Here is a 26,079-nt window from a genome sequence, read left to right on the forward strand (position 1 = left end):
AGCGCAGGACGGCGCGCAACGCCTCAGCCTCCCAGTCCGAGGACGCGGCGGACCCGGCTGCCCGAGGGCTCGTCCAGCCGGGCGTCGTCCGATATCCGGCCGTCGAAGAGGTTGACCACGCGGTCCGCGCTGCCGGCCACCCGGGCGTCGTGGGTGACCAGCACGATGGTGCGGCCGAGCGCGTGGTAGCGGGTCAGCAGCGCGAGCACCTCGCGGGCGCTGCGGCTGTCCAGGTTTCCGGTCGGCTCGTCCGCGAGGAGCAGGTCCGGGTCGTTGACCAGGGCCCGGGCCAGCGCCACCTTCTGGCGCTCGCCGCCGGAGAGCGCGCCGGGGCCGCTGCGGGCCTTGTCCGACAGGCCGAGCTCGTCCAGCAGGTCGCGGCGGCGGGCCCGCGCGACGCGGGTGGGGGTCCCGGTCAGCAGGGCGGGCAGTTCGACGTTGTCGGCGACGCTGAGGTTGGACAGCAGGTTCCCGCTCTGGAAGACGATGCCGTAGTGGCGGCGCCTGAGCACAGCCCAGTCGGCCTCGCCGAGCCGGTCCACGCTGCGGCCCGCCAGCCGGAGCGTTCCCCGGTCGGGCCGGAGCAGTCCGGCGAGCAGCTGGAGCAGGGTCGACTTGCCGGCGCCGGAAGGGCCGGTGACGGCCACGAACTCGCCGGCGTGCACCCGCAGGCTGACACCGCGCACCGCGGGGACGGTCGCCGAACCGCTGCGGTGCGACTTGACCAGGTCGTCCGCGGCGAGCAACGGCGGTGCCGCGTCGTCCGGTACGGGCGGCGGCGCGGGCTCGGCCACCCTGGGCGCCTCGGCCGGGTGGGCCGCCTCGGCCGGTTCCGCGGCAGTCACGTCAACTCCTCCTGACAGCGTTCCAGCCAGTCGAGATCCGCCTGCAGGTGCAGGACGGCCCCCTCGATGAGCAGTTGGGAGACCCGGTTGCCACGCTCCTCGGTGGCCAGGCGGTTCAGCCCCCGAATCATGTTCAGGCAGTGCCGGCGCTGGTTGTTGATCAGCGCCAGCTGGTCGGCGAGGTCGGTGCCGGGCGCGAGGACGAGCTTCATGAAGAACTCGTCCCGTACCCGCGGACCGTCGGTCGGCGCCTCGAACCACGCCGCGAGCTCCTCGGTGCCCTTCTCCGTGATCCGGTAGACCTTCTTGTCCGGTCTGCCGTCCTGCGCGACCTCGCGGCCGTCGATCAGGCCGCTCTTCTCCAGCCGGCTCAGGGTGACGTAGATCTGCCCGATGTTCGGCTGAGGGTACGCCGCTCCGAAGGTCTGCTCAAGCCCCTGCTTGAGCTCGTAGCCGTAGGCGGGCTGTCTGGCCAGCAGGGCCAGCAGCTGATGGCGCACCGGGACGCCACCTCCTCTCGCTCGGTAGGTCACACCTCGATCACACAGTAGGGGGTGGCGGGAACGAAGCCGAGGTCGGACGGTATAGGTTGACACATTCCCGGCGCTCGCGCGCCGGCCGGAGTTCGGGAGGTCCGATGGGGAATCAGCCGGCCGGGGACGCCCGCCGCGATCGACACCCGTGGGACCGGCGGCGGTTCGGGCAGCTGTTGGCGGGTGGTGCGGTGCTGGCCGCCGGCGGTGTGCTCGGCCGGCGTGTGCTCGCCGGCGACGCCGCGACGCCCGGCGATCCCGACGGCACCGGTCCGGTCACCCTGGCCACCGGCAAGGACACGGCCGGCTACCTGCGGGGCGTGCTGGACGGATGGAACGCCGCGCACCCCGCGGAACCGGCCGAGCTGGTCGAGCTCCCGGCGGCGGCCGACGAGGTGCACGCCCAGCTCGGCGGCGGGAACGGCCGCTTCGACGTGCTCAACCTCGACGTGGTGTGGACGGCGGAGTTCGCCGCCCGCGGCTGGATCGCCCCACTGGAGGAGGCGCAGTTCCCGCTGCGCAGCTTCCTGCCGCCCGTGCTGTCCTCCGCGCGCTTCGCCGGCCGGCTGTACGCGGTGCCGTACGTGACCAACGCCGCGATGCTGTACTACCGCAGCGACGTCCTGGACGCCGTCGGCGAGCATCCGCCCTCCACCTGGGCGGAGCTGGCCCGGCTGTCGGCCACGGTGGCGCCGGCGCACGGGCTGGCCGGGTACGCGGGCCAACTCTCGCCGTACGAGGGGCTGACGGTGAACGTGCTGGAGGCGGTGCGCTCGGCCGGCGGCGACGTGCTGGGCACCGACGGCATGCCGGTGGTGGACAGTCCGCAGGCGCGGACCGGGCTGGAGTTCCTGGCCGACGGGCTGCGCGCGGGCTGGATCCCGCCGGAGGCGCTGCGCTACCAGGAGGAGGAGTCCCGGGAGGCCTTCCAGAGCGGGCGCCTGCTGTTCCTGCGCAACTGGCCGTACGTGTATCCGCAGGCGGCGTCGCCCGGCTCGGCGGTGGCCGGCCGGTTCGGGGTCGTCCCGCTGCCGGGTCCGCACGGGCGGGGCAGCGGCGTGCTGGGCGGGTCGGCGCTCGCGGTGAGCCGCTTCTCCCGGCGGCAGCGGACGGCCCGGGCCCTGATCGCGTACCTGTCCGGGCGGGACGTGCAGCGCCAGGTCCTCACCCGCGGCGGACTGCCGCCGGTCTGGGCCGACCTGTACGAGGACCCGGAGCTGCTGGAGCGCTTTCCCTACCTGCCGGTGCTGCGCGACGCCGTCCTCGCGGCGGGCTCCCGTCCGGGGATCCCGCACTACCAGCAGCTCAGCCTCGCGCTGAGCGCGACGTCGTACGAGGTGCTGCTGGGCCGGCGGACGGCCGCGGACGGTCTCGCGGCGCTGGCCGGCGACCTGCGGGACGTCGTCCGCTAGGCCCGACACCGTCCGCTGCACCGGTCGGCCGGGCGCACCGTCCGCCTCGTCGGGCGCCTGCGCCCCGTCCCCGTACCTCCCGTGTCCGAGCCGGGAGGCCGTGAGGCTCGTTCGGGGTCGCACCGCCGTATACCTAACGTGTATCTAGAGTGCGAGTGAGTCGCGCCGGAAAATCCTGCGTAAATTCAGGCCTCTACACCACTTCCCGGGCGCGCATGCCTAACGGTATACATAACACGCATGTATGAGGGTCGCCTCCCAGAGATGGCCCGGTGTCTCGCGCTGCCTGAGAGATGGTGAAAGATGATCACGCCCACGCTCCCTGCCGGACCGGCCGGTCCACCCGAGGTGTCCGTCCCCGCCCCGGTGACCGCCCCGGCGGCCCTCCCGGCCGCCGTCCCCGGCGCGGGGCAGGCCTGGTGGCGGAACGCCGTGATCTACCAGGTCTACGTCCGCAGCTTCCAGGACAGCGACGGCGACGGCATCGGCGACCTGGCCGGGGTGCGCGAGCGGCTCGGCTACCTCAGGCGCCTGGGCGTCGACGGCGTCTGGCTCAACCCGTTCTACGTCTCCCCGCAGCACGACCACGGCTACGACATCGCCGACCACTGCGCGGTGGACCCGGTCTACGGCGACCTCGCCGAGTTCGACGCGCTGGTCCAGGAGTGCCGGCTGCTGGGCCTCAAGCTGGTGGTGGACACCGTGCCCAACCACTGTTCCTCCCAGCACCCGTGGTTCCGGGCGGCGCTGGCGGCCGGGCCGGGCAGCCCCGAACGGGCCCGCTTCCACTTCGCCGACGGGCGGGGGCCGGGCGGCTCGCTGCCGCCCAACAACTGGCGCGCGATGTTCGGCGGCCCGGCCTGGTCCCGGGTCACCGAGTCCGACGGGCGGCAGGGGCAGTGGTACCTGCACCTGTTCACACCCGAGCAGCCGGACCTGAACTGGCGCCACCCGGCGGTCGCCGAGGAGTTCGACCGTGTTCTGCGGTTCTGGCTGGACCGCGGCGTGGACGGCTTCCGGATCGACGTGGCCGCCGGCCTCTTCAAGCACCCGGAGCTGCCCGACTCCCCGGATCCGGACGCCGACGAGCGCACCCGGGACTCCGTCAACCCGCTGGCCTGGAACCAGCCCGAGGTGCACGCGGTCTGGCGGGCCTGGCGCGCCGTCTGCGAGGAGTACACCGCGAAGGACGGCCGGGACCGGCTGCTGGTCGGCGAGGCCTCCGTGCCCACCCCCGCCGAGCAGGCCAAGTACGTCCGCCCGGACGAGCTGCACCAGGCCTTCTTCTTCCACCTCCTGCACGCCCCGTGGGACCTCGACCACTTCCGTACGGTGATCGCCGGCGCGCTGGAGGACATCGCGGCCACCGGCTCCACCGTCACCTGGGTGCTCAACAACCACGACCAGGTCCGCACCGTCACCCGCTTCGCCGGCGGCGATCCGGTCCTCGGTCCCGCCAGGGCCGCCGCGGCCGCCCTGCTGATGCTCGCCCTGCCCGGCGCCGCCTACCTCTACCAGGGCGAGGAGCTGGGCCTCCCGGAGGTCACCGACCTGCCCGACGAGCTCATCACGGACCCGATCTTCCACCGCACCCGCAGCCGCGTCGGCATCCGCGACGGCTGCCGGATCCCGCTGCCCTGGTCCGGAGGCCGGCCGCCGTTCGGCTTCAGCCCGGAGGGCGCCACCGCGCAGCCCTGGCTGCCGCAGCCCGAACACTTCGCGGCCCACACCGCCGAGCGGGTGCTCGCCGACACCGGCTCGTTCTGGCACCTCTACCGCGACGCACTCCAACTGCGCCGCTCGCTTCCCCAGTTCGGCGAAGCGGCGGTGCGCTGGCTGGAGTCCCCGCCCGGCGTCCTCGCCTTCGCGCGCGGCGAGGGCTTCGTCTGCGCCGTCAACTTCGGCGACGGGCCGGCACCCGCGCCCGTCGCCGCGGCCCCCCTGCTCGCCAGCGGCCCGTGCCCGCCCGGCGTCCTGCCGGCCGCCACCGCCGCCTGGTGGATCCACCGCCCCTGACCGTCCCGCCACCGTCCCCGGCCCCCACCAGTCGCCCGGGGACCCGCCGGGCGGACCACCCGCCGCCCGCCCACTCCCACCCGAGAGAGAAGACCCGACGATGAAACTCCAGCGCACCACCACCTCCCTGGCCGCCGCCGCGCTCGTGGCCGCCGCCGCCACCGCCTGCTCGGGCGGCAGCACCGGCACGACCCCCGGCAGCGGCGAGGCCGCGGGCCGGGAACTCAAGGGCCAGAGCGTCTCGGTCGCCGCCGTGTGGACCGGCACCGAGCAGGAGGCGTTCAAGAAGGTGCTGGACGCCTTCAGCGCCAAGACCGGCGCCACCACCACCTTCATCTCCACCGGCGACAACCTCTCCACCCTGGTCGGCAGCAAGATCGCCGGCGGCGACGCGATGGACGTGGTGATGTGCCCGCAGCCGGGCGTCATCCAGCAGTTCGCGCAGCAGGGCTGGCTGAGCCCGCTGGCGCCGGGCGTCACCGCCGCCGCCAGGGCGAACTTCGCGCCCGTCTGGTCCAGCCTCGGCAGCGTCGACGGGACGCAGTACGGCCTCTACTTCAAGGCCGCCGACAAGTCCACCATCTGGTACAGCCCGCAGGCGCTGCAGAACGCCGGCGTCCAGCCGCCCGCGACCTTCGCGGAGCTGCTCAAGGCGGGCAAGGCGGTCGCGGACTCGGGGACGGCGCCGTTCGCCGTCGCCGGACAGGCCGGCTGGCCGCTCACCGACTGGTTCGAGAACGTCTACCTCTCGCAGGCCGGCCCCGAGATGTACGACAAGCTGACCAAGCATCAGATTCCGTGGACCGACCCGTCCGTGGTCAAGGCCCTGAACACCCTCGGCACCCTCTTCGGGGACCCCACGATGATCCCCGGCGGCGGGCGCGGCGCCCTGCAGAGCGACTTCCCGGCCTCGGTCGCCCAGGTCTTCGGCCCGAAGCCCACGGCAGCCATGACGTACGAGGGTGACTTCGTCGCCGGCGTCATCTCCGGCGACCTCAAGAGGACCATCGGCACCGACGCGGCGTTCTTCCCGTTCCCCGCGGTCGACGGCGGGAAGGCCCCGGTGATGGGCGGCGGCGACGCGGCCGTGGTGCTCAAGGCCGGCAAGAACCAGGCCGCGGCCCAGAAGCTGGTGGAGTTCCTGGCCAGTCCCGAGGCCGCCGCAGTCTGGGCCAAGGCCGGCGGATTCCTCTCGCCCAACAAGGCGCTCGACCCCGCCCTCTACCCGGACGACACCACCCGGCGGCTCGCCAAGTCCCTGATCGACGCCGGGGACGGCTTCCGCTTCGACATGTCCGACCAGACCCCCGCAGCCTTCGGCGGCACCGCCGGAAGCGGCGAGTGGAAGGCCCTCCAGGACTTCCTGGCCAACCCCGGCGACGCCCAGGGCGCCGCGGCGAAGCTGGAGGCCGAAGCGGCCAAGGCGTACAAGGGCTGATCGTCACCATGCCGACGACCTCCCGCCGGCCGATCGTTCCCGGCGCCGCCCAGCGGCGGCGCCGGGCGCTGGCCCTGGCCTTCATCCTCCCCGCCCTGCTGCTGCTGGGCGCCCTCGTGGTGTACCCCATCGGGTACTCCGTCGTCCGCAGCCTCTATGACTCCTCCGGCGACCACTTCGTGGGCGCCGCCAACTACACCTCCGCCGTCACCGACAGGGCCACCCTCACCGCACTGCGCAACAACGCCCTCTGGGTCGTCGTCGCGCCCGCCCTGGTCACCGTGGTCGGCCTGATCTTCGCGGTGCTCACCGAGAAGATCCGCTGGGCCACGGCCTTCAAACTGCTCGTCTTCATGCCGATGGCCATCTCCTTCCTGGCCGCCGGCATCATCTTCCGCCTGGTCTACGACGCGGACCCGCACCGAGGCGTGCTCAACGCCGTCGCGGTCACCGTCCACGACACCTTCGACCACCAGGCCTCCTACCCCGGCGCCCGGCCGCGCGCCAACACCCCGCTGACCGCCCAGCCCGACGGCTCGCTGCGCCTGCCCGCCGACGAACCGGCCGACGGGCACGGCCTGCTCCTCCCCATGGTCGGGATCGCCCCGACCGCCCTGCCCGCCGACGCCCGGCCCGCGGCCGTACCGGCGCCGCAGTCCGCAGCGTCGGGCTCGTCGGGTTCGTCGGACGGGCTCGACGGAGTCGTCTTCCTCGACTTCGTGCCCGGCGGCGGCGGCGAGCCCGGCCGGCCGGGCTCCGGCAAGAAGGGCATGCCCGGCGTGGAGGTGCGGCTCCTCGGTGCGGGCAAGAAGACGGCCACCACCACGACGGGTCCGGACGGCTCCTTCCACTTCGCCGGTCCGCCGCCCGCCGGGGCGACGGTGGTCCTGCCCGCGGCCAACTTCGCCAAGCCCTACAACGGCGTCGACTGGCTCGGCCCCGCCCTGGTGACCCCGGCGATCATCGGTGCCTACCTGTGGATCTGGGCCGGGTTCGCGATGGTGATCATCGGCGCGGGCCTGGCCAACCTCCCACGCGAGACGCTGGAGGCCGCCCGGATGGACGGCGCCGGCGAGTGGCAGATCTTCCGCCGGATCACCGTCCCGCTGCTGGCGCCCGTCCTCGGCGTGGTCTTCGTCACCATGGTGATCAACGTGATGAAGATCTTCGACCTCGTCTACATCATCGCGCCCGGCCCGGTGCAGCAGGACGCCAACGTGCTGGCGCTCCAACTCTGGCTGGTGTCCTTCGGGGGCGGCAACAACCAGGGCCTCGGCAGCGCGCTCGGCGTGCTGCTGCTGCTCCTGGTGGTGCCGGCCATGGTGCTCAACATCCGACGATTCCGCAGGAGCGGCACATGACCGAGGCCGAAACATCCGTACCGACCCGGGCCCCCGCCCGGCACCCGGTGGCCGGCCCGGGCCCCGCCCCCGCCGCACAACGCCCCGCCCGGTCGGCCCGGCTGGCCGCCCGGCTGGTCGCCCACACCCGCAGCGGGATCGTGCAGGCCGTCCTGGTGGTCGTGGCCCTGGTGTGGCTCACCCCGACCGTCGGCCTGCTCGTCTCCTCGCTCCGCTCCAACCAGCAGAGCAGCACGAGCGGTTGGTGGACCGCGCTCACCTCGCCGAGCAGCCTCACCCTGGCCAACTACACCGCCCTGCTGCACGGCGGCGACGTACTGCGCGCCCTGTGGAACACCGTCCTGATCGCCGTCCCGGCCACCCTGCTCACGGTCGCCCTCGCCGCCCTGGCCGGGTACGCCTTCGCCTGGCTGGACTTCCCGGGCCGCGACGCCCTCTTCCTGGCGGTCGTCGGGCTGCTGGTGGTCCCGGTGCAGATCGGGTTGATCCCGGTGGCCAAACTGATGGGCGCGGTCGGCCTGTTCGGGACCCTCCCCGGGGTGGTGCTCTTCCACGTCGGGTACGGGCTGCCCTTCGCCGTCTTCCTGATGCGCGGTCACTTCCTGGAGATCCCGCACGAGATCCTGGAAGCGTCCAGGGTGGACGGCTGCGGAGAGTGGCGGATCTTCCGCTCGCTGGCACTGCCGCTGGCCGCTCCCGCGGTGGCGTCCCTGTGCATCTTCCAGTTCCTGTGGGTCTGGAACGACATGCTGGTGGCGCTGATCTTCGCGGGGACGGACAACCAGCCGCTCACCGTGCTGCTGCAGTCCCAGATGAGGCAGTTCGGCAGCAATCTGGACGTGCTCGCACCCGGCGCCTTCCTGTCGCTGCTGGTCCCGGTGATCGTCTTCTTCTCCTTCCAGCGCTACTTCGTCCAGGGCGCGATGGCCGGTTCGGTGAAGTGACGCTGCGGGGCCGGTCGGTCGACGGGCTGTCGTGGCAGATCGCCGACCGGGCGCCTCGCGGCGGGCCTGCGGGGAGTACGGCTCAGCGCCCGAACTTCGCCCTGGCGGTGGGAGTGACCGGGGTGAAGAGGTTCACCAGGGTGCCGTCCGGGTCACGCAGGAGCAGTGAGCGGTTGCCCCACGGCATCGTGGTCGGCGCGTTGACGAGTCCTTCGACATGTCCGTCGAGGGCGGCGTGCAGCGCGTCGACGTCGGCCACCAGGAACTCCACGATCGCGCTGCGGTTGGCGCGGGCCTCCGCGGCACCTGGCGCGAACAGCGGGACGGTCCGGGTGCTCGCGATCGCCAGGGTGGCCGGCCCGACGGCGAGTTCGGCGAAGTCCTCGTTGCTCCAGGCGGCGGGCGTGCCGGTGACGCGTTCGTAGAACCCGACGAGGCGCGCGACGTCCTCGGTGATGATGCGGGTCGAGACGAGGTCCATGCTGTGACTCCCTGATGTCGGTGCTTCGGGTCGGGATCCACGCTAGGACGGATACCGGACAGGTTCCGCCCGGTATCCACGGGAGAATGGAAGGCATGTCGAAACCGACCTCCCGCGTTCTGGCCCTTCTGGAAATCCTTCAGACGGGCGGGGTCCGCACCCTCGCCGAACTGGCGGGCCGGCTCGAGGTCGACGAGCGCACGGTCCGGCGCTACATCGGGCACCTGGTCGAGCTGGACGTTCCGGTGGTGTCGTTGCGCGGTCGGTACGGCGGCTACCGGCTCGCGCCGGGGTACCGGATGCCCCCGCTCATGCTCAGCGACGACGAGGCCGTGGCCGTGGTGCTGGGGCTCGTCACCGGCCGGCACGCCGGGCTGCCCGCGACGGCGGGCACGGCAGCGGAGACCGCCCTGGCCAAGGTCCGCCGCGTCCTGCCCCGACGCCTGGCGGGCAGACTGGACGCCGTCCTCGGATCGCTCGCGTTCACGTCGGGACCGGACGAGCCCGACGTGAACGGCACCGTCCTGCTCACCGTCGCCGATGCCGTTCGCCACCGCACACCGGTCGAGATCGGCTACACGGCCACCGACGGCCGGCGCAGTGTCAGGACGGTCCATCCGTACGGGCTGGTCGTCCATTCCGGCAGGTGGTACCTGACGGGGCTGGACCCGGCGGCCGGCGAGGACCGCACCTTCCGGCTGGACCGCATCGCGGACGCGAGGAGTCGGCCCGGGACCTTCGAGCCGCCGTCCGGCCCCGATCCGGCGCAGCGCGTGGTGGCCGGATTCGCCACGGCCGCGTACCGGCACCGCGTGGTGCTACGGATACAGGCGACTGCCGATCTGATCCGCACCCGGCTTCCCGCCACGGTCGCGACCGTGGCGGAGCTTGCAACCGATACCGATACCGATACCGATACCGATACCGACACCGACACGGGCGGCGGGGCCGGCGGCTGGTCCCGAGTCGAGCTTCGTGTCGACCGGCTGGACTGGCTTCCCGCGGTGCTCGCCGCGCTCGACCGGCCGTTCGTGATCGAGCAGCCGGAGGAGCTGAGCGAACTGGTCCTCGGCCTCGCCGAGCGCCTGGTGGCGTCCGCGGGCCGAGGCGGCCCCCCGGGGCGGCCGGTGTCCTGAACCGCGGGCCGGCCCGCGAACCCGCACGGGGGCCGGCACCTCGCGGCCGCTCCCGGCGGCGAGGGGCCTCGGGCGGCCGGAGGTTCGGTGGGTGGGGGGCTGCGGCCGAACGCAGGCTCAGCAGGCGGGGCGGTGGCGTCCGCACCGAGGACGGCGGACACCGGACCACGGTCCTCGACGCCGTCCTGAGCCCCGTGGTGGAGGCGATCGCCATGGTGTCCCACAAGGGTGACGGGCCGTCGGGGGTCGTATGCTCGCGGGATGTCGTCCAACGGTTCGGTCCCGCGGCGTGAGGTGCTCGTCGACGGCGCGTACTTCGCGGATCTCGTGTTCCACGGACTGCCGGCGCCGGTGCGTCAGGGGGGCGAGGTGTTCGCCGAGGGCTTCGCGTTGGTGCCCGGCGGCGCCTACACCCTCGCGATGGCCGTCCACCGCCTGGGGCACGACGTGCTGTGGAGCGCCGACTTCGGCACGGACCCGTTCAGTGCCCAGGTGCTGTCCGCCGCGAGGAGCGAGGGGCTGAGCGGGGCGGCCTTCCGCCACCACCCGCGTCCGGTCCGCAGCCTCACGGTATCGTTGGCCCGGTCCGGGGAGCGGGCGATGGTCAGCTACCAGGACCGGATCGACGCCCGGCCGCTCGGCCCCTTGCTGCGTGAGCACCGGCCACGGGTCCTGATGCTCCCGCAACTGCGTTGGGACGAAGGGGTCATGGAGGATCTGCGGGTCGCCCGCCGGCTCGGCGTTCTGGTGGTGATGGACTGCCAGGACGTCCCGGCCACCCTCGACGACCCGGCGGTCCGGCAGGCCCTCGCCCTGGTCGACGTCTTCGCGCCCAACCTGGCCGAGGCGCTGCGGCTGACCGGCACCGCCGACCTGGACGACGCCCTCGCCACGCTGAGCGGGCTCGTACCGACCGTCGTGGTCAAACGCGGCGGCGACGGGGCCACGGCCGTCCGCGACGGCGCAAGGCACGAGGTGCCGGCCGTCCCGGTGGACGTCGTGGACAGCACGGGGGCGGGCGACTGCTTCAACGCAGGCCTCGTCCACGGCCTGCTCCGCGGTAGGAGCCTGCCGGACTGCCTCGCCGCCGCGGTGGCCTGCGGAGCCGCGGCCACGACCGCCCCGGGCTCCAGCGGCGCGCTCCATGCCGCCGGGCTCCCGCACTGGCTGGACCAGGTGCCCGACTCGTCGCCGGACAACGGCGGTTGCGAAGAGTGAGATGACCGCTTCACTCCGTTCCGTGATCGTGTTAGCGTCCCGCGATGCTGAGAATTCTGGTCACAGATCTGGACGGCACACTGCTGGGAGGCGGCGCGGAGGACCGGCTGCGGTTGAAGGCCGCACTGGCCCGTCACCCCGAGGTGGCGGTGGTCTTCGCCACCGGGCGCGGACTGCCCTCGGTCCGAACCCTCCTGCGGGATCCGCTCCTGCCGCACCCGCGCTGGATCATCGCGGACGTCGGAGCCAGCGTGATCGACGGCACGGACTTCTCACCGGTCGAGCCACTGCAGGCCCAACTGCGCGCCGGCTGGCCGGGCCCCGACCGGGTCCGCGAGGCGTTACGCCGGTTCCCGGCGCTGACCTACCAGCACGATGTGGCACAGCACGGGCGCTGCTCGTACCACCTGGCCCCGGACGACCTCACCCCCGAGATCACCGACACCGTCCAAGCCCTCGGCTGCGCCTGGGTCTACTCGGCGGACCGGTTCTTCGACGTCCTGCCGCCGGGGGCGTCCAAGGGGAGCGCGCTGGGGGCCCTGGCCGCGAAGCTGGACTGGGCGCCGGACTCGATCCTGGTGGCCGGAGACTCGCTGAACGACCTGTCGCTCTTTCGGACCGGCGCGCACGGCGTAGTCGTCGCCAACGCGGAGCCCGCACTGCGGGCAGCGGTGTCCGGCGACCCACTGGTCCACCGCCCGCCCCGCCCGGGCGCGGCCGGCATCCTGGCGGCGCTTCAGGCACTGGAGTGGGTGCCGCCAGGCGCCGGCCGGCCGAGGCGCCGCCACGCGCTGGTGGTCGGCTACCATCGCCCGCCCGTGCACTGGACGGACCAGGGCTGGCAGCCACCCGCCAGCCCCAACGGCATCCTGCCCACCCTGAACAGCGCCTTCGCGGACGGCCTGTCCGGAGTCTGGGTGGCTGCCGATGTCGCCGGCGGCGCCGATGTCTCCGACGGCGAACGCCGGCCCACCGGCACGCACCGCCCCGGACCGCCGCTGTCCCGGCTCCCGCTCAACACCTCGGAATGGCAGGGCTACTTCCACCGGGCGTGCAAGCAGACCCTCTGGCCGGTCCTGATGTCCGAACCGCACCGGTCGGTCGCCGACCAGGAGAGCTGGACGCACTACCGCACCGTGAACACCCGGTTCGCGGACCACATCGCCGCACGGGCCGCACCCGGCGCCACCGTCTGGCTGCACGACTACAACCTGTGGCTGGTGCCCGGCCTGCTCCGCGCCGCCCGGCCCGACCTGCGCATCGGACTGTTCCACCACACCCCGTTCCCACCCCCGGAGATCTTCGCCACCCTGGCGGCCTCCGCCGAACTACGGGCCTCCCTGGCCTGCCTGGACTGGGCCGGATTCCACACCGACACCTTCGCCGAGCACTTCCGCCGGACCCTCGCCGACCGAACCGGGCACCCCCGTCTCGGCGTCCACCCGCTCGGAATCGACCGGCCCGCCATCGAAGCACTGGCCCGCGTCCGCGTCCCCTTCCGCCGACCGGCCCCGGGCCGACTGGTCCTGTCGGTGGAGCGCCTGGACTACGCCAAGGCCCCGGTCCACAAGGTCGACGCGATCGACCGGCTGCTCCGACGCCGTCCGGACCTGCACCGACAGCTGACCTTCCGGCTCGTCTGCCCACCGCCCGAACGCGGCATCACCGCCTACGACACCACCCGCCGACTCCTCGAACAACGGATCACCGAAGTCAACGGCCGCTGGCAGAACCGGGACTGGCAACCGGTGGACTACATCCCGCGCACCCTCTCCGCCACCGAGGTCGTGGACGAGTACCTGGCTGCCGACGTCTTCTGGGTGACCTCGCTCCAGGACGGGATGAACCTGACGGCCAAGGAGTTCATCGCCGCACAAGCCGCCGTCACCACCCCCCACACCGGCCACCCCGGCACCCTCGTGCTCTCCCGACACACCGGAGCCGCCGCCGCGCTCGGCAACGCGGCGCTGCTCACCGACCCCCGCTCGCCCGAAGACCTCAGCTCCGTCCTGGCCCGAGCCCTCGCCCTCACACCCGCGGAGCGCCGGGCCCGCCTGGACCGGCTGTCCCGCCTCCTCGGCCACGAACGCCCGGTCGACTGGGCGAAACAGATCATCCACGCAATCCAGGAGTCGGCACGGACCTGGTCGACGCGGCACTGACGATCTCGCGGGTTCAACGAAACGGCCGGGTAGGCGGCGGTCGCCGTCGCCTACCTGCGGGGGGTTCCGGGCCCCCAAGGCTCGTCGCCCTGGCGGCGATCGGCACCCCGTCGGCTGTTGACCGAGCGGTCGGCATCAGGTGGAACAGACCGGTGGACGGCAGCGGCTCCTCGCCCGCCCGTTCCCTGGCACGGTGAGCCGCCAACGACGACGGCCGAGGTCTCCGCGTGTGGCAGGGGCAAAGCCGGGCTGCTTCTATAGGTTGGGCCGGGTGAACCGCCTCCTGCCGTGGCCGCGCAGACCCGACCCGACCGATCGCCGCCCGGCGTCGCGGACGGACTACGCGGGCGCCCTCTACGGGTCCCTCCTCGCCGCCTCCGTCATCGCCGCGGCCAGCGCGGTCGGCGACCACCCCCGACTCCAGCTCGTGGTGCTGCTCCTCGTGACTGGCGTGGTCTTCTGGGCCGCGCACGTCTACGCCCACCTCGCCGGCGAACGGCAGGTCGGCCGGACCCCCGGCTGGGCCGAGGCGCGACAGGTCGGGCGGCACGAGTGGCCCATCGTCGAGGCGGCCGTCCTGCCCGCGGCAGCCGTGGCCCTGAGCCCCCTCCTGGGCCTGGGGCTGAGCGGGGCGGCATGGCTGGCGCTCGCGGTCGCCGTGGCACAGCAGGTCGCCTGGGCCTACTTCGGGGCTGTGCACGCCGGCGCGTCCCGTGCCCTGGCGGGCGTCGAGGGGCTGGTCAACCTCGTCCTCGGGCTGGTCATCGTGGCGGCGAAGGCGGCCCTCGGACACTGAAGAGGGGCCGACCGGGCAACCGCGACGACAGGGCGCTTCGAGCCGCGGTGCCGCAGAAGCCGAGAGGTGCCCGGCCAGTGCGCCACCTGCTGACGGACGCCCCGACGACCCGCACGGCCGGGCTATGGGCAGGGGGCGTGGGGCCCCGCCCGGCCCGGCGCCGACGACCACCTACGCGCTGCTCGTGGTCGTGGTCACGGCCTCGTTCCGAGCGGGACGGACAGGGCCGAGTGGATGGCCTCCTGGCTCCGGGCGACGACGGCGGTGCCGTCGTCCGCGGTGATGATCGGCCGCTGGATCAGGACCGGATGCGTGGCGAGTGCCCCGATCCAGCGATCGCGTGAGGTGCTGTTCCTGGGCCACGAGGTGAGGCCGAGCTCGGCCGCGACCGGTTCGCCGGTACGGGCGATGTCCCACGGCTCCAGGCCCAGTCGCGCCAGCAGCCCGTGCAACTCGGTGGGGCTGGGCGGGTCGTCCAGGTAGCGCCGCACGGTGTACTGCGCTCCTTCTTCGTCGAGCAGGGAGAGCGCCGAACTGCACTTGGAGCAGGCCGGGTTGATCCAGATTTCCATGGCCGCGGTCTTTCCGGTGAGGTCTGAGGAGGGGGACGGGTGGAGGCCGCAGGCGTCGGGCCGCCGTTGGTCACGACGGGCCTGCCGCTCCGCGGGCGACTCCGGTGAGAGCGAGGAACTCGCTGCGGGAGCGCGGATCGTGGCGCAGCAGGCCCAGCAGGGTGGAGGTGATCGTGGTCGAGCCGGTGGCCTGGACGCCGCGCAGGGTCATGCAGGTGTGCTCGGCCTCGATGACGACGCCGACGCCCTTGGGGTCGAGCTGGGTCTGCAGCCAGTCGGCGATCTGCTTGGTGAGGCGTTCCTGGACCTGGGGGCGGCACCCGAAGTGCTCGACCACCCGGGCGAGTTTGGACAGGCCGAGGATCCGCTCTCCCGGGAGGTAGCCGACGTGGGCGGTGCCGACGAAGGGGAGCAGGTGGTGTTCGCAGACCGACCGGACGGGAATGGCGCGTGCCAGGACGAGTTCGTCGTAGCCCTCGTCGTTGGGGAAGGTGGTCAGGTTGAACGGCCGCGGGCTGAACAGTTCGGCGTAGGTGTGGGCCATCCGGCGCGGTGTGCCCCGCAGGCTCTCGGTGTCGGTGCGGATGCCCAGGGCCGTCAGGAACCGGCCGGCGGCCAGTTCCGCGGCGGCCAGGTCGATGCCGTCGGGCTCGTGCACCACGTGCAGAGCGGCCGGCAGCGGTGTCGCGTCCTCCCGCCCGTCGGGGATCACGCGAGCGGTGGGGGAGCGGTGGGAACGGGTCATGTCATCTGCCTCCGATGCCCGGGGCGCCCGAGCCGGGCCAGGACGGGCGCGCTCACCGGCTCCTTGGCCCGCTGCTGCGGTTCACTCCGCACGACGCCTCCTGAGGTCTATTTCACTAACAAGTATTGGCCTTATTCGTCGCCGAGGTCAACAAGCTGGTCTTTTCAACGGTGATCCGAGTTCCGCCCACCCGGATCGGCGTTACGATGAACAGGTGTCTGCCTCTGGAGATCTCACGGACCACGAGCCGACCGCGGACGCCCGCGTCGAATCGGTAGCGGTGCTCGCCGACGAACAGCGCCGCAGGCTGTTCGCCTTCACCCGACACGCCCGCCGGCCCGTCACCCGCGAGGAGGCGGCCGCCGACGCCGGCATCTCCGCCAAACTGGCCGCGTTCCACCTCGACAAGCTCGTCGCCGCCGGCCTGCTGCGCGCACGCTACGAGAGCCCCGGCGGCATCCGGAAGGTCGGCCGCAAACCGAAGGTCTACGAGCCGACCGAGACCGACATCCGCGTCAGCATCCCCGAGCGCCGCCCCGACGTGATCGCCGAGATCCTGCTGGACGCCGTCCTGACCCACGAACCCGGCGAGGACGCGCAGGCCGCCGCCCTGCGCACGGCCCGCCTGCGCGGCCGGGAACTCGGAGCCGCCGAACGCGCCCGCACCCGCCCCGGCCGACTCGGCCCCGAACGCTCCCTCACGCTGAGCGAGGCCGTCCTGGAGCAGCGGGGCTTCGAGCCCGACCGGATCGCCCCCACCGGGATGCGGCTCCTCAACTGCCCCTTCCACCAGCTTGCCGCCCGCTCACCCGAGCTCGTGTGCGGGATCAACCACGCCTACCTGGATGGCTTCCTCACCGGCCTGGAAGCCACCGGCATCGATGCCGTCCTCGCCCCCGCAGCCGGGCAGTGCTGCGTCGAACTGCGCGCCGCTGCCGGTGGCGGCGACCCACGCGGTCCACTCGCCGGCGACAGCCCCGCCTGTACCAGGGATGCCGCCGACACGACCGGTCGCGTGGCCGGCCACGACGACGAGACACGGAGGAAAGCATGAGCGGGAACCTGTACCGGCTGACCACCGAGGGCGTCGCCGTCTGGCTGGACGACCTGAGCCGCGAGCGCCTCGCCGGCGGAGGACTGGCCCAACTGGTACGCACACACCAGGTCACGGGCATCACCAGCAACCCGACCATCTTCGCCAAGGCCATCAGCTCCGGCGCCCGCTACGACGGCCAGGTCGCCGACCTCGCCCACCGCGGCGTCGAGGTACCCGAGGCCGTCCGACTACTGACCGCCTACGACGTGCGCTGGGCCTGCGACGTCCTGCGCCCGGTCTTCGAAGCGACCGCCGGCACGGACGGACGCGTGTCCATCGAGGTCGACCCGCGCGTCGCCCGCGACACGGCGGCCACCGTCGCCGAAGCCCGCGCCCTGTGGTGGCTGGTCGACCGGCCGAACCTGTTCGTCAAGATCCCCGCGACCGAGGAGGGCCTGGAGGCGATCAGCACCGCACTCGCGGAAGGCATCAGCGTCAACGTGACACTGATCTTCTCCCTGGCCCGCTACGCCCAGGTCCTCGACGCCTTCCTGAACGGCATGGAACGGGCGCTGGCCGCCGGCCGGGACCTGTCGTCCATCGCGTCGGTGGCGTCGTTCTTCGTCAGCCGGGTGGACACCGAAGTCGACACCCGCCTCGACAAGCTCGACACCGCCGAGGCACGCGCGCTGCGCGGACGGGCCGCGATCGCCAACGCCCGCCTGGCCTACCGGCACTTCGAGCGGACCGGCACCTCGGAGCGCTGGCACGCGCTGGCCGCGCGCGGCGCCCGCCCGCAGCGGCCCCTGTGGGCCTCCACCGGCGTCAAGGACCCGACCTACGACGACACCCGCTACGTCGTGGACCTCGTCGCACCCGACGTCGTGAACACCATGCCGGAGGCGACCCTGCTCGCCGTCGCCGACCACGGCCGGATCCACGGCGACACGATCCGCGGCACCTACGCCGAAGCCCAACAGGTACTCGACGGCCTCGCGGCCGTCGGGGTCCCGTACGACGAGGTCGTCGACGCACTCGAGGAGGAGGGAATCGCCAAGTTCACCACCTCCTGGCACGAGCTCCACCAGAACCTGGAAACCGAGCTCCGCCGTAGCTCGCAGTGAGCACCAGGACGTGCGGATGATCCGCCGCGACAGCCTGGGCCTGACCATCCGCCGCCACCACCCCGATCGGATCACCGTCCAGCTCTTCAGCCGGGCGATGACGGTGTCGGTCCGGCTCGCGGAGGGGTGCTGCCGCGCGGCGGGGGAGCAGCAGCGGGGTTGCCAGGAGGAGCACGCCGGCCAGGCCGATGGCCGCACGCGGGCCGAGCAGGCTGCCCAGCACGCCCCAGAGGGCGGTCAGGAGCGCGGTCGAGGCCTTGGTCGTCACCGCCCAGGCGGACAGTGTGCGGGTGGCGCGGTCGGTCGCCGTGCGCTGGAGGCGGTAGGTGGCGCAGACGGGGTTGAGGACCCCGCAGCAGAAGATGAGCCCGAACTCGACGCCCGTCACCAGCAGCAGCCCTCCGGTGCCCGGTGCCGGGAAGGCCAGACCGATGGGCCAGAGCGCGCGCAGCGCCCCGACCGTGACCAGGACCTGGTGCTGCCCGAAGCGGGTGACGAGGGGCCGGGCCAGCCGTGACCCGAGCAGTCCGCCGATCGAGGGCGCGGCGAAGGCGAGGCCGTACTGCCACGGTGCGAACCCGAGTCGGCCGAGCATCAGGACGGCCAGCAGTGGCTCGGTGGCCATCACCAGGCCGTTGAACAACGCGGTGTTGAAGAGCAGCGGACGCAGCGCCCGGTCGGCGAGGATGTGACGCCAACCGTCGAGGAGGTCGCCGGCCCGCATGCGCGCGGCCTGACGGGGCTCGGGCGGCGGCTCGTGCCCACCCGTCGCGCGGATGCCCAGGGCCGAGAGCAGGTAGCTGACGGCGTCGGCCAGCACCGTCGCCACCGGGCCGAGGAGCCCGACCGCCGCGCCGCCCAGTGGTGGTCCGATGATCGTGGTCGTCCAGGCCGTGGACTCGAACCGGGCGTTGGCGACGAGCAGGTCCTCGCTCGGCAGCAGGGTCTTCAGGTACGCGCCGGAGGCCGCGCGGAAGGTGATGTCGGCCGCTGCGACGACGACCGAGACCAGCAGGAGCTGAAGGAAGGTGAGCACGCCGAGCGCGAACGCGGTGGGGATCGTCAGCAGCGCCGCGAACCGCACCAGGTCCATCGCGATCAGTACCTGCCGCTTACGGCGGAACTCCACCCAGGGTCCGAGCGGCACCGCCACGGCGGCGCCCACCGCGGCCCCCACGCAGGAGAGCGCGGCGACCTCGGCCGGTCCGGCGTGCAGCACCCGGATGGCGATCAGCGAAAACGCGCCGAAGGCGAGCCAGGTGCCGAGCGCACTGGTCCCGTACGCTCCCCAGAGCCACCCGAACCGCCGCCCCAGCCGGTGCCCGCCACTCATGTCCGTCGCCCCCTCGCCACTCACCCGCCCAACCGATCCGCGATCGGAAGCATCAAAGCGAGCACCGTACCTGGGGGTCAAACAACCGCAGGACGGTCTATCCCGATGACGACGAGGGCAGGTACCTGCTGCATGTCCTCCCGTCATCGGTCGGCCCGAGGAGCAACGGCCTGCATGCGCGGCCGCGGAGCAACCGCACCTGCTCGGAGTCCGTAAAAGACTTCGTTGGACAGACCCGGGTTCGGCGGCGCGCTCGGGGTCAGGCGCGGCAGCGCAGCATCGTCAGCGGGGGGTTGGCGGCGTAGTCGTCCCAGAAGTCCTTGCCGTACTCGCGCACGCCGGCGGCGGAGACCTCCAGGGGAACCCAGGTGATCTCGTCGAATCCGGCCGCCCGCAGGCACTTCTCGTAGACCTCGCGGCTGGGCGGGTTCGCGACGAACGAGATCGGCGGGTCGAGGAGCGCGGTGATCCTCACGCGCGGCCCGATCTCGGTTTCCTCGCCGAGCGATTCGCAGAGGAAGCCGTACTTGGCCAGGGACGGCCCGTCGAAACGGAAGTCCGGGTCCTGCACGAACGCGAAGAACTCGGCCCCGTCCGCGATGCTGCGGTGGATGTTGCGGCACATCCGCTCGATGGTGGCGACGTCCTCGGCGTAGTTGAACAGCTGGACCGCAACGGCGATGTCGAAGGGCTGCTCGAAGGTACGCAGCTCGGCGACGTCGCCCACCTCGTAGTGCACGCCCAGCGGGTCGCTGCGCTCCAGGGTCCGGGCCGCGTCGACCATCGCGGTGGAGATGTCGACGCCGAGGACGTGGGATGCGCCGCGGCGCCTGAACTCCCGGCTGTAGAAGCCGGTTCCGGAGGCCAGGTCGAGGATCGACCTGCCGTTCACGTCGCCGACGAGGGCGAGGAAGCCGGGCACCTTCGCGTAGCGCGCGAGAGGGAGGGTCTTGAAGCCCTCGAACGCCTCGCCGATCTCGTCGTACAGCTGACCGCTCATCGTGCTGTTCCCCCTCTGTCGTTGGCGTCGGCCCTTCGGGACAGGCCGCAGCCCCTGGCGGGAAGTCTCCCTCTCGTCGGTCGGGGAGGCGTACTGGCGGAAGCCCCAAATATGCGGTGGCTGCAGCCGGTGCGGTCTTTGTGTTCGTATCGGAGCCTGGTCCGATCGTCGGCCTCCGGTATGGAACCGTCGAGCATGCCGACGCCCTTCTGCCCAGGTATGTCGATGGGTCGGCTCACCATTCGAGCGTCGCGGCGCTGCCGTAAATGCCCATGTCGCAGAGATTTGGGGCCACCGAATCCGAAATCGCGTGTTCAAGGAGCGCCGGCAGTCTGGTGGTAACGTCACGTGACGCAGTAGGGGTGAAATGAAATACGAGTTCAAGTGGATCTTGAGGAAGTCGCAAGGCGGGTCTCAGGCCTTGCGCGGGCGCCTGCTGTGCTGACTGAGTTCTCGCGTCCTGAGATCACGGTCAACTCGGACAGTCAACTCGTCATGGCCGTCTTCGGCGAACGGCGAAGAATGGAGCGACACTCGCTCGCTCTCCGGTGAGCTGGCGCCGTGGGAGAAGCAGCTGAAGAATTCACAGCTCCCCTCCGCGATGTCGGCGCGGCGCCCGGTCGATATTCGGACACGTGGTGGTGTTGAGCGGAGACCGTCGCGCACGCCCGGGCGAGCCGCCCGCCCTCGCTGTCGGCGCCCGTCCGCCGCCCCGCGCGCGTGACCGTGAGCCCTAGGGTCGTCCGGAGCGCGGCAGTGCGGTTCGCGCGGTGCGTGACGGCGGAGCGTCATCGTCCGGGCTCACTGCCGTGGCGCTACCTGATCTTGTGTGTGCGACGGCAGTTGGATCACGGGGTGGCGGCGGGCAGCACCGGCGCGAGCGGGCGAACGGATCCGTTGACGCTCCGCGAGGGGGGCGGATAAGGTCACGCCCCATCGACCCCGATTGGTGGTGTTCCTCGGACGGGCCGGGGCCCGGCAGTACTTCCCGGTCCGGTGCCCGCCCCTCCTCCGGGGCGAGACTCGCCGCTCGCTCCACCCCGCGGACAACTGCTCACCCCGTCGGCCCTGTTCTGACTCGGCCGCCGGTTCCTCCGTGCGTCGTCGGCCTCGATCGGCTGCGGCCCGACATGCACAAAAGACCCTCCGCAAGGGATGTGCCGTTGACCAGATCCTCGTCGCCCGCGCCGGACGCCACGCCGCCGGACGTCATAACCTCGGACGTCCTTCCGCCGGACGGGGCCGCCGCTTCAGCGCCGTCCCGTCCCGTCCGCCGTGGGCCGGGCCGGGCTCCGTACCTGGGCATGGCGTGCGTCCTCCTGCTGTCGGGCTGTTCACTCCTCGGCGTGGACTCGGAACCCACCACGACCTTCACCATCGGACTGGACGCCCCCCTGACCGGCAAGCTCGCCGATCTGGGGCTGGGCATCAAGTTCTCGGCCGAACTGGCCATCGCCAAGGCCAACGCCAAGAACACCGTGCCGGGCGTACGGTTCGTCCTGGATGCCAAGGACGACCAGGCGGACGAGCAGATCGCCCGCTCCAACGGCGAGGCGTTCGTGGCCGACCCCAAGGTCGTGGGCGTGGTCGGCCCGCTCACGTCGTCCGGCGCACTCGCCATGGCCCCGGTGCTGGCCAAGGCGGACCTCGCCGAGATCTCACCCTCGAACACGGCACCCTCCCTGACCTGGGGCGCGGACTACCGCACCAAGGGAAAGACGCGCCCGTACCCCACGTACTTCCGCACCGTCACCACCGATGCCGTCCAGGGCCCGCTGCTCGCCCGCTACGCGCGCAGCCAGCTGAAGGCCGAGCGGGCCGTCGTGGTCAGCGACACCAAGGCGTACGGCAGCAACCTGGCGGCAGAGTTCGCGACGGCCTTCGAGGAGGCCGGTGGCAAGGTGCAGCTTCGGGCGACCATCGAGCCGGCCACCACGGACTTCTCCAAGCTGGTCCGGCAGATCGCGGCCGTACACCCGGACATCGTCTACTACGGCGGGGAGCACCCCGAGGGCGGCCCGCTGTCCGCCCAGCTGAAGGCCGCGGGCGTCAAGGCGCCGGTGGCGGGCGGCGACGGCCTGCACACCGACGGGTACATCAAGGCCGCCGGCCCGGGCGCCGACGGCGACCTGGCCAGCAACCCCGGCATCTCGGTCGAGGGACTCGCCTCCGCGTTCACCTTCCTGGACGACTACCAGAAGGCCGCTCACCCGGAGGCGCCCGGGCCCTTCGGCCCGTACGCCTACGACTCCACCTGGGCGCTGATCGAGGCGGTCGCCCGTGCCCGGCAGGTCAAGGGAGAGACGGGCTCCGGCGCGGAGATCCGGAAGGCCGTCGCCGAGGCTGTGCCGGACGTGGACTTCTTCGGCGTGACGGGCGACGTGTCGTTCGACGAGTACGGCGACACCCGCAACCAGGTGGCCTCGATCTACCAGGTCCAGAAGGGGAGTTGGACGGCCATCGTCCCCATCGGTCGGCTCCGCGACCTCTGAGAGACGTCCCGCGTGCGGCGCTGCCCCTCACCCGCAGCAGCGAAGTTCCCCGGGGACGCTGGTGTGCCGTCGTTCGTGTGGAGGTACCGGCCGCCCGGGCCGGGAACGCGGCAGCGCAGAACGGACATCGGACTCGGCTCGCACGTGCGCGTCACGCGCGTGTCGCCCTTGCCGGAAACCCATGGAGCAGGCTCTCATCCGACCCGGACCTTCCGGCCGGCATCTTCTGACCGCCCGTCACCACCTGGCTTTCTGAAAGGCGGGTGGTGACGGGCGGTCGGCATCTGCGGAACCCCAGGTCGGGACGTACTGTCAGTGCCCCCTCGTAGTGTGGAAGCAACGTTGGAGGGGACGCCGGAAAGGCGTCGGAAGAGCGTCTGCAAAAGGGGTAGAACCATGTCTGCGAACAGGATCAAGCACAAGGTCAACCACGTCTCGCTCGTGGTCGACAATTCCGGCTCGATGCGCAAGCACGAGGCGCAGCTTGTTCGCGTGGTGGACGAGTTCGTGAAGGGCCTTCAGGAGGAGTCCGACCGGCTCGGTCACGAGACCCGCATCAGCCTCTACGCTTTCGATCACGAGGTGAAGAACCTGGTCTGGGACATGGACGTCAAGCACCTGCCGTCCCTGCGGGGCCTTTACGAGGTCGAGAACGGTGCGACGGCGTTGATCGAGGCGGCCGTGAAGTCCATCGACGACCTGAAGAACATCTGGGAAGGATATGGGGAACACTCCTTCCTCCAGGTCGTCGTCACCGACGGCGAGGAGAACGCCTCGGGTTGCTCGGAGACCGGCCAGATGCACATCCGCATGGGCGGCGGCCGGGGCGCCGCCGTCCTGAGCATGTGGCAGGGCCGCATTCAGAGTGCCATGGACAACCTTCCCGACCACTGGACCTCGGCGATCCTGGTCCCGAACTCCCTGGCCAAGCGCACCGCGCAGGAGTACGGCTTCCCGGCGGGCAACATCGCGATCTGGGATGCGGACTCCAGCAAGGGCGTCGAGGAGGCCATCGGCACCGTCAAGACGGCCGCCACGAGCTTCCTGCGGGGCCGCGAACAGGGCGTGCGCGGTACCAGGAACCTGTTCACCATGGGCCAGGATCTGAGCACGGCCGACGTGAAGGCCAATCTCGATGCCCTGGACGCCGGCAAGTACATCCTGATCCCGGTCGACCAGCCGACGCCGATCCGCGACTTCGTCACCAGCGCCGGGCACCCGTACAAGAGCGGCTGCGCCTTCTACGAACTGTCCAAGCGCGAGAAGATCCAGGGTGGCAAGCAGCTCGCGGTGGCGGAGAAGGACCCGGCCACCGGCCGGATGACGGGCAGGGTGTTCTCGGGCCCGGCGGCCCGCCGGCTGCTCGGCCTGCCGGCGTCGGAGGTCACGGTGAAGCCGGGCGACAACCCGTCGTACACCGTCTTCGTCCAATCGACCTCCGTCAACCGGAAGCTGGTGTCGGGCACCAGGCTGCTGGTCATCCTGTAGCTGAGAACGGTGAGCCGGTCACGGATTCGACCGGGGCGCCGCTGACGTGCCCGAGAAGGTTGAGCCCTGCCGCGACACCCCATCTGCGTACGGATGAAGACCTCCGGTTGTCACGGCAGTGGAAGCGGCGGCCGTTCGGGGTATCGGCCCTGCGTGGTTCAGCGTGAGCGCGACGCGACAGCAGCTGGAGCAGAACCGCCGCTTCCAGGCAGGCCGGGTCGGGTTCTGGGCGGACGTCACCGAGAACAACGAGGCGATCGTGACGATTGTGAACCGCTCACTCGATCCGGTGACCGACCTTGATCTGAACTTCGTGGACTATACCGTGGATAACCCGGACGAAGGCAATGAGTACAATTGGATCCGCGTGAGCCTGGGCACTGTTCCTCCCTGCACGCGGCTGATCTTCCCACCTGATTCCTTCGTCAGTCTGCTGGGGATGTCGCATGCTACTAATTCGGATTTGTGGTCCGTTGGGCGGATCCAGTTCTACGACAGTGCAATCGAGGTGCCCGGGGGAGCAGACCAGCCCATTCCGGGACTTGACGTCTATCACGATCCGAATGTGGCTCAGCAGCCTGCGGAGCACTGCGAGGTGTGAAAGGCCCTCGGCATGCCCTACCCCGGCGTCACCTCCCTACCTGAACCCTGGTCGCCCGCCCCACCGCCCGTAGTCCCGCGTCGGCCCCGGGCCCGGCCTGCTGAGCCGTCCCGCCCACGAGGGGATGGCCGTCGCCCGGCCTCAGCTTCGACGTCCACCCCGATCGAGTACAAGTACTCACGCGCCTGCCGGTCCAACCCGTCAGAATGGTGACGCCATGACAGATCCGAAGGGGGAGACGATGAAGCGTACGAGGGCTTTGACGGCTGTAGCGGTGTTGGCGGCATGTTGTGCGGTGGCCGGCGCCGGGCCTGCGGTCGCGGCAGATGACGTCCTGCTCCCGCATCCGGGGCCGGACGGCCTGGTGTGGGTGCCGGAGCAGGTGGGGGACGGCGGTGTGGTGTCCGGCGGAGCGTGGGACAGCCTGCCGACCGTTCTCACGGTGGCCTGTACGGGAGGCGGCAGCGTGCAGGTGACGATGCGGTCGCAGCAGGAGCAGACGGCCGCGTTCACCGTGGACTGCCCGGTCGACACGACCGGGCTGGGGTCGGTGACCATGGCTCCCGGGGTGGTTCAGGGGGGATCCTTCTTCGTGGGGGTCGATGCCTCCACCGAGACGATCCGGTGGGCTTTGACGGTGACGCAGCCGGAGTAGCGGCTGCCCGCCGGGCGGCTGGCACACGGTGGTGCGGCTGGAGCCCAGCCGTGCGCCGCCAGGCCGGGCGTGGCCTCGGCTCGGGCTCGGGCCACCGAACTCGACCGTGGTGACCGGCCACAGCTGGGCCTTCCAGAACCCGGCGACGCTGCAACCGCGGTCGGCTTCGCTCGGATCGGCCCGGGTGGAGTCGTCCGGCATGCCGTTCAACAGGGCCTGCCGAGCCGCCCGCGCCTGACCGGCCCACGACCCACCGGGATAGTCACCCGGACCCGCCGGCGCCCGGTCCCGGGGCGGACCGCCCCGGGACCCGGCCGCGGCCCGCGGTGGACGGCTGGTCACTCCACCGGGGCCGCCCGCCGAAGCACCGCGGGCCCGGCGGTGGTCAGCCCTCCATCCGGATCCGCAGGCTCAGCGGACGCATGTCGGTCCACACCTGGTCGATGTGTGCCAGGCAGTCGGCCTTCGATCCGCGTACCCCGGTCTCCTGCCAGCCTGCCGGAAGCTCCCGGTCGACGGGCCAGGTCGAGTACTGCTCCTCGTCGTTGCGGACCACGGCGTGAATCCGGCCGTCGTTGAGTTCGTCGGACATCGTGTCACTCCCCGTTTCTCGTTCTCATCGGTACCACCTTCCGGGACACGGCCGCCTGTACCGGCATGTGCCGTACTCCGGAAACCTGTTCGCCTACGC

General features: G+C 71.8%; 23 protein-coding genes. 15 read left to right on the forward strand and 8 right to left on the reverse strand.

The features are described from left to right. Positions 1-23: 23 nt before the first annotated feature. Both OG871_RS36075 and OG871_RS36080 read right to left on the reverse strand, forming a co-directional pair. Positions 24-794, reverse strand: a complete 771-nt coding sequence (locus tag OG871_RS36075; RefSeq protein ID WP_371503509.1) for an ABC transporter ATP-binding protein — start codon at positions 792-794, stop codon at positions 24-26. A 47-nt stretch (positions 795-841) separates the two neighbouring features. Continuing rightward, positions 842-1,345 carry a PadR family transcriptional regulator gene (locus tag OG871_RS36080; RefSeq protein ID WP_371502598.1) on the reverse strand — a complete coding sequence of 168 codons (504 nt, stop codon included), beginning with the start codon at positions 1,343-1,345 and terminating at the stop codon, positions 842-844. A gap of 137 nt (positions 1,346-1,482) precedes the next feature. On the opposite strand from OG871_RS36080, the gene OG871_RS36085 reads away from it, so the two are divergent. From OG871_RS36085 to OG871_RS36105, 5 genes are all read left to right on the forward strand, one after another. After that, positions 1,483-2,790 carry an ABC transporter substrate-binding protein gene (locus OG871_RS36085; RefSeq protein ID WP_371502600.1) on the forward strand — a complete coding sequence of 436 codons (1,308 nt, stop codon included), beginning with the start codon at positions 1,483-1,485 and terminating at the stop codon, positions 2,788-2,790. Positions 2,791-3,093: 303 nt separating this feature from the next. Beyond that, positions 3,094-4,806, forward strand: coding sequence for a glycoside hydrolase family 13 protein (locus OG871_RS36090; protein ID WP_371502601.1), 1,713 nt, complete (start codon positions 3,094-3,096; stop codon positions 4,804-4,806). 100 nt (positions 4,807-4,906) lie between these two features. Beyond that, entirely contained in the window at positions 4,907-6,244 is a 1,338-nt protein-coding gene (locus OG871_RS36095) for an ABC transporter substrate-binding protein (protein ID WP_371502602.1), read from the forward strand. Positions 6,245-6,252: 8 nt separating this feature from the next. Further along, on the forward strand, positions 6,253-7,605 hold the full coding sequence (locus OG871_RS36100; RefSeq protein WP_371502605.1) for a carbohydrate ABC transporter permease: 1,353 nt from the start codon (positions 6,253-6,255) through the stop codon (positions 7,603-7,605). Continuing rightward, a complete protein-coding gene (locus OG871_RS36105; protein WP_371502606.1) occupies positions 7,602-8,549 on the forward strand; it encodes a carbohydrate ABC transporter permease in 948 nt (315 codons plus the stop codon). Before OG871_RS36100 ends, OG871_RS36105 begins: the two co-directional genes overlap by 4 nt. Before the next feature lie 82 nt (positions 8,550-8,631). Here the strand turns inward: OG871_RS36105 and OG871_RS36110 are convergent, their stop codons facing one another. After that, on the reverse strand, positions 8,632-9,030 hold the full coding sequence (locus OG871_RS36110) for a VOC family protein (RefSeq protein ID WP_371502608.1): 399 nt from the start codon (positions 9,028-9,030) through the stop codon (positions 8,632-8,634). A 95-nt stretch (positions 9,031-9,125) separates the two neighbouring features. On the opposite strand from OG871_RS36110, the gene OG871_RS36115 reads away from it, so the two are divergent. From OG871_RS36115 to OG871_RS36130, 4 genes are all read left to right on the forward strand, one after another. Then, positions 9,126-10,166, forward strand: a complete 1,041-nt coding sequence (locus tag OG871_RS36115) for a helix-turn-helix transcriptional regulator (protein ID WP_371503510.1) — start codon at positions 9,126-9,128, stop codon at positions 10,164-10,166. Positions 10,167-10,427: 261 nt separating this feature from the next. After that, positions 10,428-11,384 (forward strand): carbohydrate kinase family protein, encoded by a 957-nt coding sequence (locus tag OG871_RS36120; protein ID WP_371502610.1) that lies wholly within the window; start codon positions 10,428-10,430, stop codon positions 11,382-11,384. A gap of 44 nt (positions 11,385-11,428) precedes the next feature. Then, entirely contained in the window at positions 11,429-13,546 is a 2,118-nt protein-coding gene (locus tag OG871_RS36125; RefSeq protein WP_371502612.1) for a trehalose-6-phosphate synthase, read from the forward strand. Between the two features lie 271 nt (positions 13,547-13,817). Further along, on the forward strand, positions 13,818-14,342 hold the full coding sequence (locus OG871_RS36130) for a hypothetical protein (RefSeq protein WP_371502614.1): 525 nt from the start codon (positions 13,818-13,820) through the stop codon (positions 14,340-14,342). Positions 14,343-14,536: 194 nt separating this feature from the next. Here OG871_RS36130 and OG871_RS36135 read toward each other — a convergent pair whose 3' ends face one another. Together OG871_RS36135 and folE are read right to left on the reverse strand one after the other, a co-directional pair. Further along, positions 14,537-14,914: an arsenate reductase family protein gene (locus OG871_RS36135; RefSeq protein ID WP_371502616.1), complete on the reverse strand. Its 378-nt coding sequence runs from the start codon at positions 14,912-14,914 to the stop codon at positions 14,537-14,539. 70 nt (positions 14,915-14,984) lie between these two features. Next, on the reverse strand, positions 14,985-15,659 hold the full coding sequence (folE, locus tag OG871_RS36140) for a GTP cyclohydrolase I FolE (protein ID WP_371502617.1): 675 nt from the start codon (positions 15,657-15,659) through the stop codon (positions 14,985-14,987). A 214-nt stretch (positions 15,660-15,873) separates the two neighbouring features. Between folE and OG871_RS36145 the strand changes: the two genes are divergently transcribed. Both OG871_RS36145 and tal read left to right on the forward strand, forming a co-directional pair. Then, complete coding sequence (locus tag OG871_RS36145; protein ID WP_371502618.1) at positions 15,874-16,713, forward strand: helix-turn-helix transcriptional regulator; 840 nt, start codon at positions 15,874-15,876, stop codon at positions 16,711-16,713. Beyond that, positions 16,710-17,819 (forward strand): transaldolase, encoded by a 1,110-nt coding sequence (tal, locus tag OG871_RS36150; RefSeq protein WP_371502620.1) that lies wholly within the window; start codon positions 16,710-16,712, stop codon positions 17,817-17,819. The genes OG871_RS36145 and tal overlap by 4 nt, the downstream gene beginning before the upstream one ends. Here tal and OG871_RS36155 read toward each other — a convergent pair. Both OG871_RS36155 and OG871_RS36160 read right to left on the reverse strand, forming a co-directional pair. Next, on the reverse strand, positions 17,755-19,152 hold the full coding sequence (locus OG871_RS36155) for an MFS transporter (protein ID WP_371502621.1): 1,398 nt from the start codon (positions 19,150-19,152) through the stop codon (positions 17,755-17,757). The genes tal and OG871_RS36155 overlap by 65 nt on opposite strands. 259 nt (positions 19,153-19,411) lie before the next feature. Beyond that, the gene (locus OG871_RS36160) at positions 19,412-20,152 is read right to left on the reverse strand and encodes a class I SAM-dependent methyltransferase (RefSeq protein WP_371502622.1); all 741 of its coding nucleotides are present in this window, start codon (positions 20,150-20,152) and stop codon (positions 19,412-19,414) included. Positions 20,153-21,498: 1,346 nt separating this feature from the next. Here OG871_RS36160 and OG871_RS36165 point away from each other — a divergent pair. The 4 genes from OG871_RS36165 (at position 21,499) to OG871_RS36180 (ending at position 25,388) form a co-directional block, all read left to right on the forward strand. Further along, on the forward strand, positions 21,499-22,644 hold the full coding sequence (locus OG871_RS36165) for a branched-chain amino acid ABC transporter substrate-binding protein (protein ID WP_371502624.1): 1,146 nt from the start codon (positions 21,499-21,501) through the stop codon (positions 22,642-22,644). Positions 22,645-23,040: 396 nt separating this feature from the next. Beyond that, positions 23,041-24,132 (forward strand): vWA domain-containing protein, encoded by a 1,092-nt coding sequence (locus OG871_RS36170; RefSeq protein ID WP_371502626.1) that lies wholly within the window; start codon positions 23,041-23,043, stop codon positions 24,130-24,132. Positions 24,133-24,295: 163 nt separating this feature from the next. Then, complete coding sequence (locus OG871_RS36175) at positions 24,296-24,733, forward strand: hypothetical protein (RefSeq protein WP_371502627.1); 438 nt, start codon at positions 24,296-24,298, stop codon at positions 24,731-24,733. A 217-nt stretch (positions 24,734-24,950) separates the two neighbouring features. Further along, positions 24,951-25,388, forward strand: coding sequence for a hypothetical protein (locus OG871_RS36180; protein ID WP_371502629.1), 438 nt, complete (start codon positions 24,951-24,953; stop codon positions 25,386-25,388). A 385-nt stretch (positions 25,389-25,773) separates the two neighbouring features. Here OG871_RS36180 and OG871_RS36185 read toward each other — a convergent pair whose 3' ends face one another. After that, positions 25,774-25,980, reverse strand: coding sequence for an MbtH family protein (locus OG871_RS36185; protein ID WP_371502631.1), 207 nt, complete (start codon positions 25,978-25,980; stop codon positions 25,774-25,776). Positions 25,981-26,079: the final 99 nt, after the last annotated feature.

Source organism: Kitasatospora sp. NBC_00374 (genome assembly GCF_041434935.1).
Taxonomy (GTDB): domain Bacteria; phylum Actinomycetota; class Actinomycetes; order Streptomycetales; family Streptomycetaceae; genus Kitasatospora.

Coding starts and splice junctions, on each gene's coding strand:
- OG871_RS36085 (WP_371502600.1), top strand. CDS start 1,483: ATGGGGAATCAGCCGGCCGGGGACGCCCGCCGCGATCGACACCCGTGG.
- OG871_RS36090 (WP_371502601.1), top strand. CDS start 3,094: ATGATCACGCCCACGCTCCCTGCCGGACCGGCCGGTCCACCCGAGGTG.
- OG871_RS36095 (WP_371502602.1), top strand. CDS start 4,907: ATGAAACTCCAGCGCACCACCACCTCCCTGGCCGCCGCCGCGCTCGTG.
- OG871_RS36100 (WP_371502605.1), top strand. CDS start 6,253: ATGCCGACGACCTCCCGCCGGCCGATCGTTCCCGGCGCCGCCCAGCGG.
- OG871_RS36105 (WP_371502606.1), top strand. CDS start 7,602: ATGACCGAGGCCGAAACATCCGTACCGACCCGGGCCCCCGCCCGGCAC.
- OG871_RS36110 (WP_371502608.1), bottom strand. CDS start 9,030: ATGGACCTCGTCTCGACCCGCATCATCACCGAGGACGTCGCGCGCCTC.
- OG871_RS36115 (WP_371503510.1), top strand. CDS start 9,126: ATGTCGAAACCGACCTCCCGCGTTCTGGCCCTTCTGGAAATCCTTCAG.
- OG871_RS36120 (WP_371502610.1), top strand. CDS start 10,428: ATGTCGTCCAACGGTTCGGTCCCGCGGCGTGAGGTGCTCGTCGACGGC.
- OG871_RS36125 (WP_371502612.1), top strand. CDS start 11,429: ATGCTGAGAATTCTGGTCACAGATCTGGACGGCACACTGCTGGGAGGC.
- OG871_RS36135 (WP_371502616.1), bottom strand. CDS start 14,914: ATGGAAATCTGGATCAACCCGGCCTGCTCCAAGTGCAGTTCGGCGCTC.
- folE (WP_371502617.1), bottom strand. CDS start 15,659: ATGACCCGTTCCCACCGCTCCCCCACCGCTCGCGTGATCCCCGACGGG.
- tal (WP_371502620.1), top strand. CDS start 16,710: ATGAGCGGGAACCTGTACCGGCTGACCACCGAGGGCGTCGCCGTCTGG.
- OG871_RS36155 (WP_371502621.1), bottom strand. CDS start 19,152: ATGAGTGGCGGGCACCGGCTGGGGCGGCGGTTCGGGTGGCTCTGGGGA.
- OG871_RS36160 (WP_371502622.1), bottom strand. CDS start 20,152: ATGAGCGGTCAGCTGTACGACGAGATCGGCGAGGCGTTCGAGGGCTTC.
- OG871_RS36170 (WP_371502626.1), top strand. CDS start 23,041: ATGTCTGCGAACAGGATCAAGCACAAGGTCAACCACGTCTCGCTCGTG.
- OG871_RS36180 (WP_371502629.1), top strand. CDS start 24,951: ATGACAGATCCGAAGGGGGAGACGATGAAGCGTACGAGGGCTTTGACG.
- OG871_RS36185 (WP_371502631.1), bottom strand. CDS start 25,980: ATGTCCGACGAACTCAACGACGGCCGGATTCACGCCGTGGTCCGCAAC.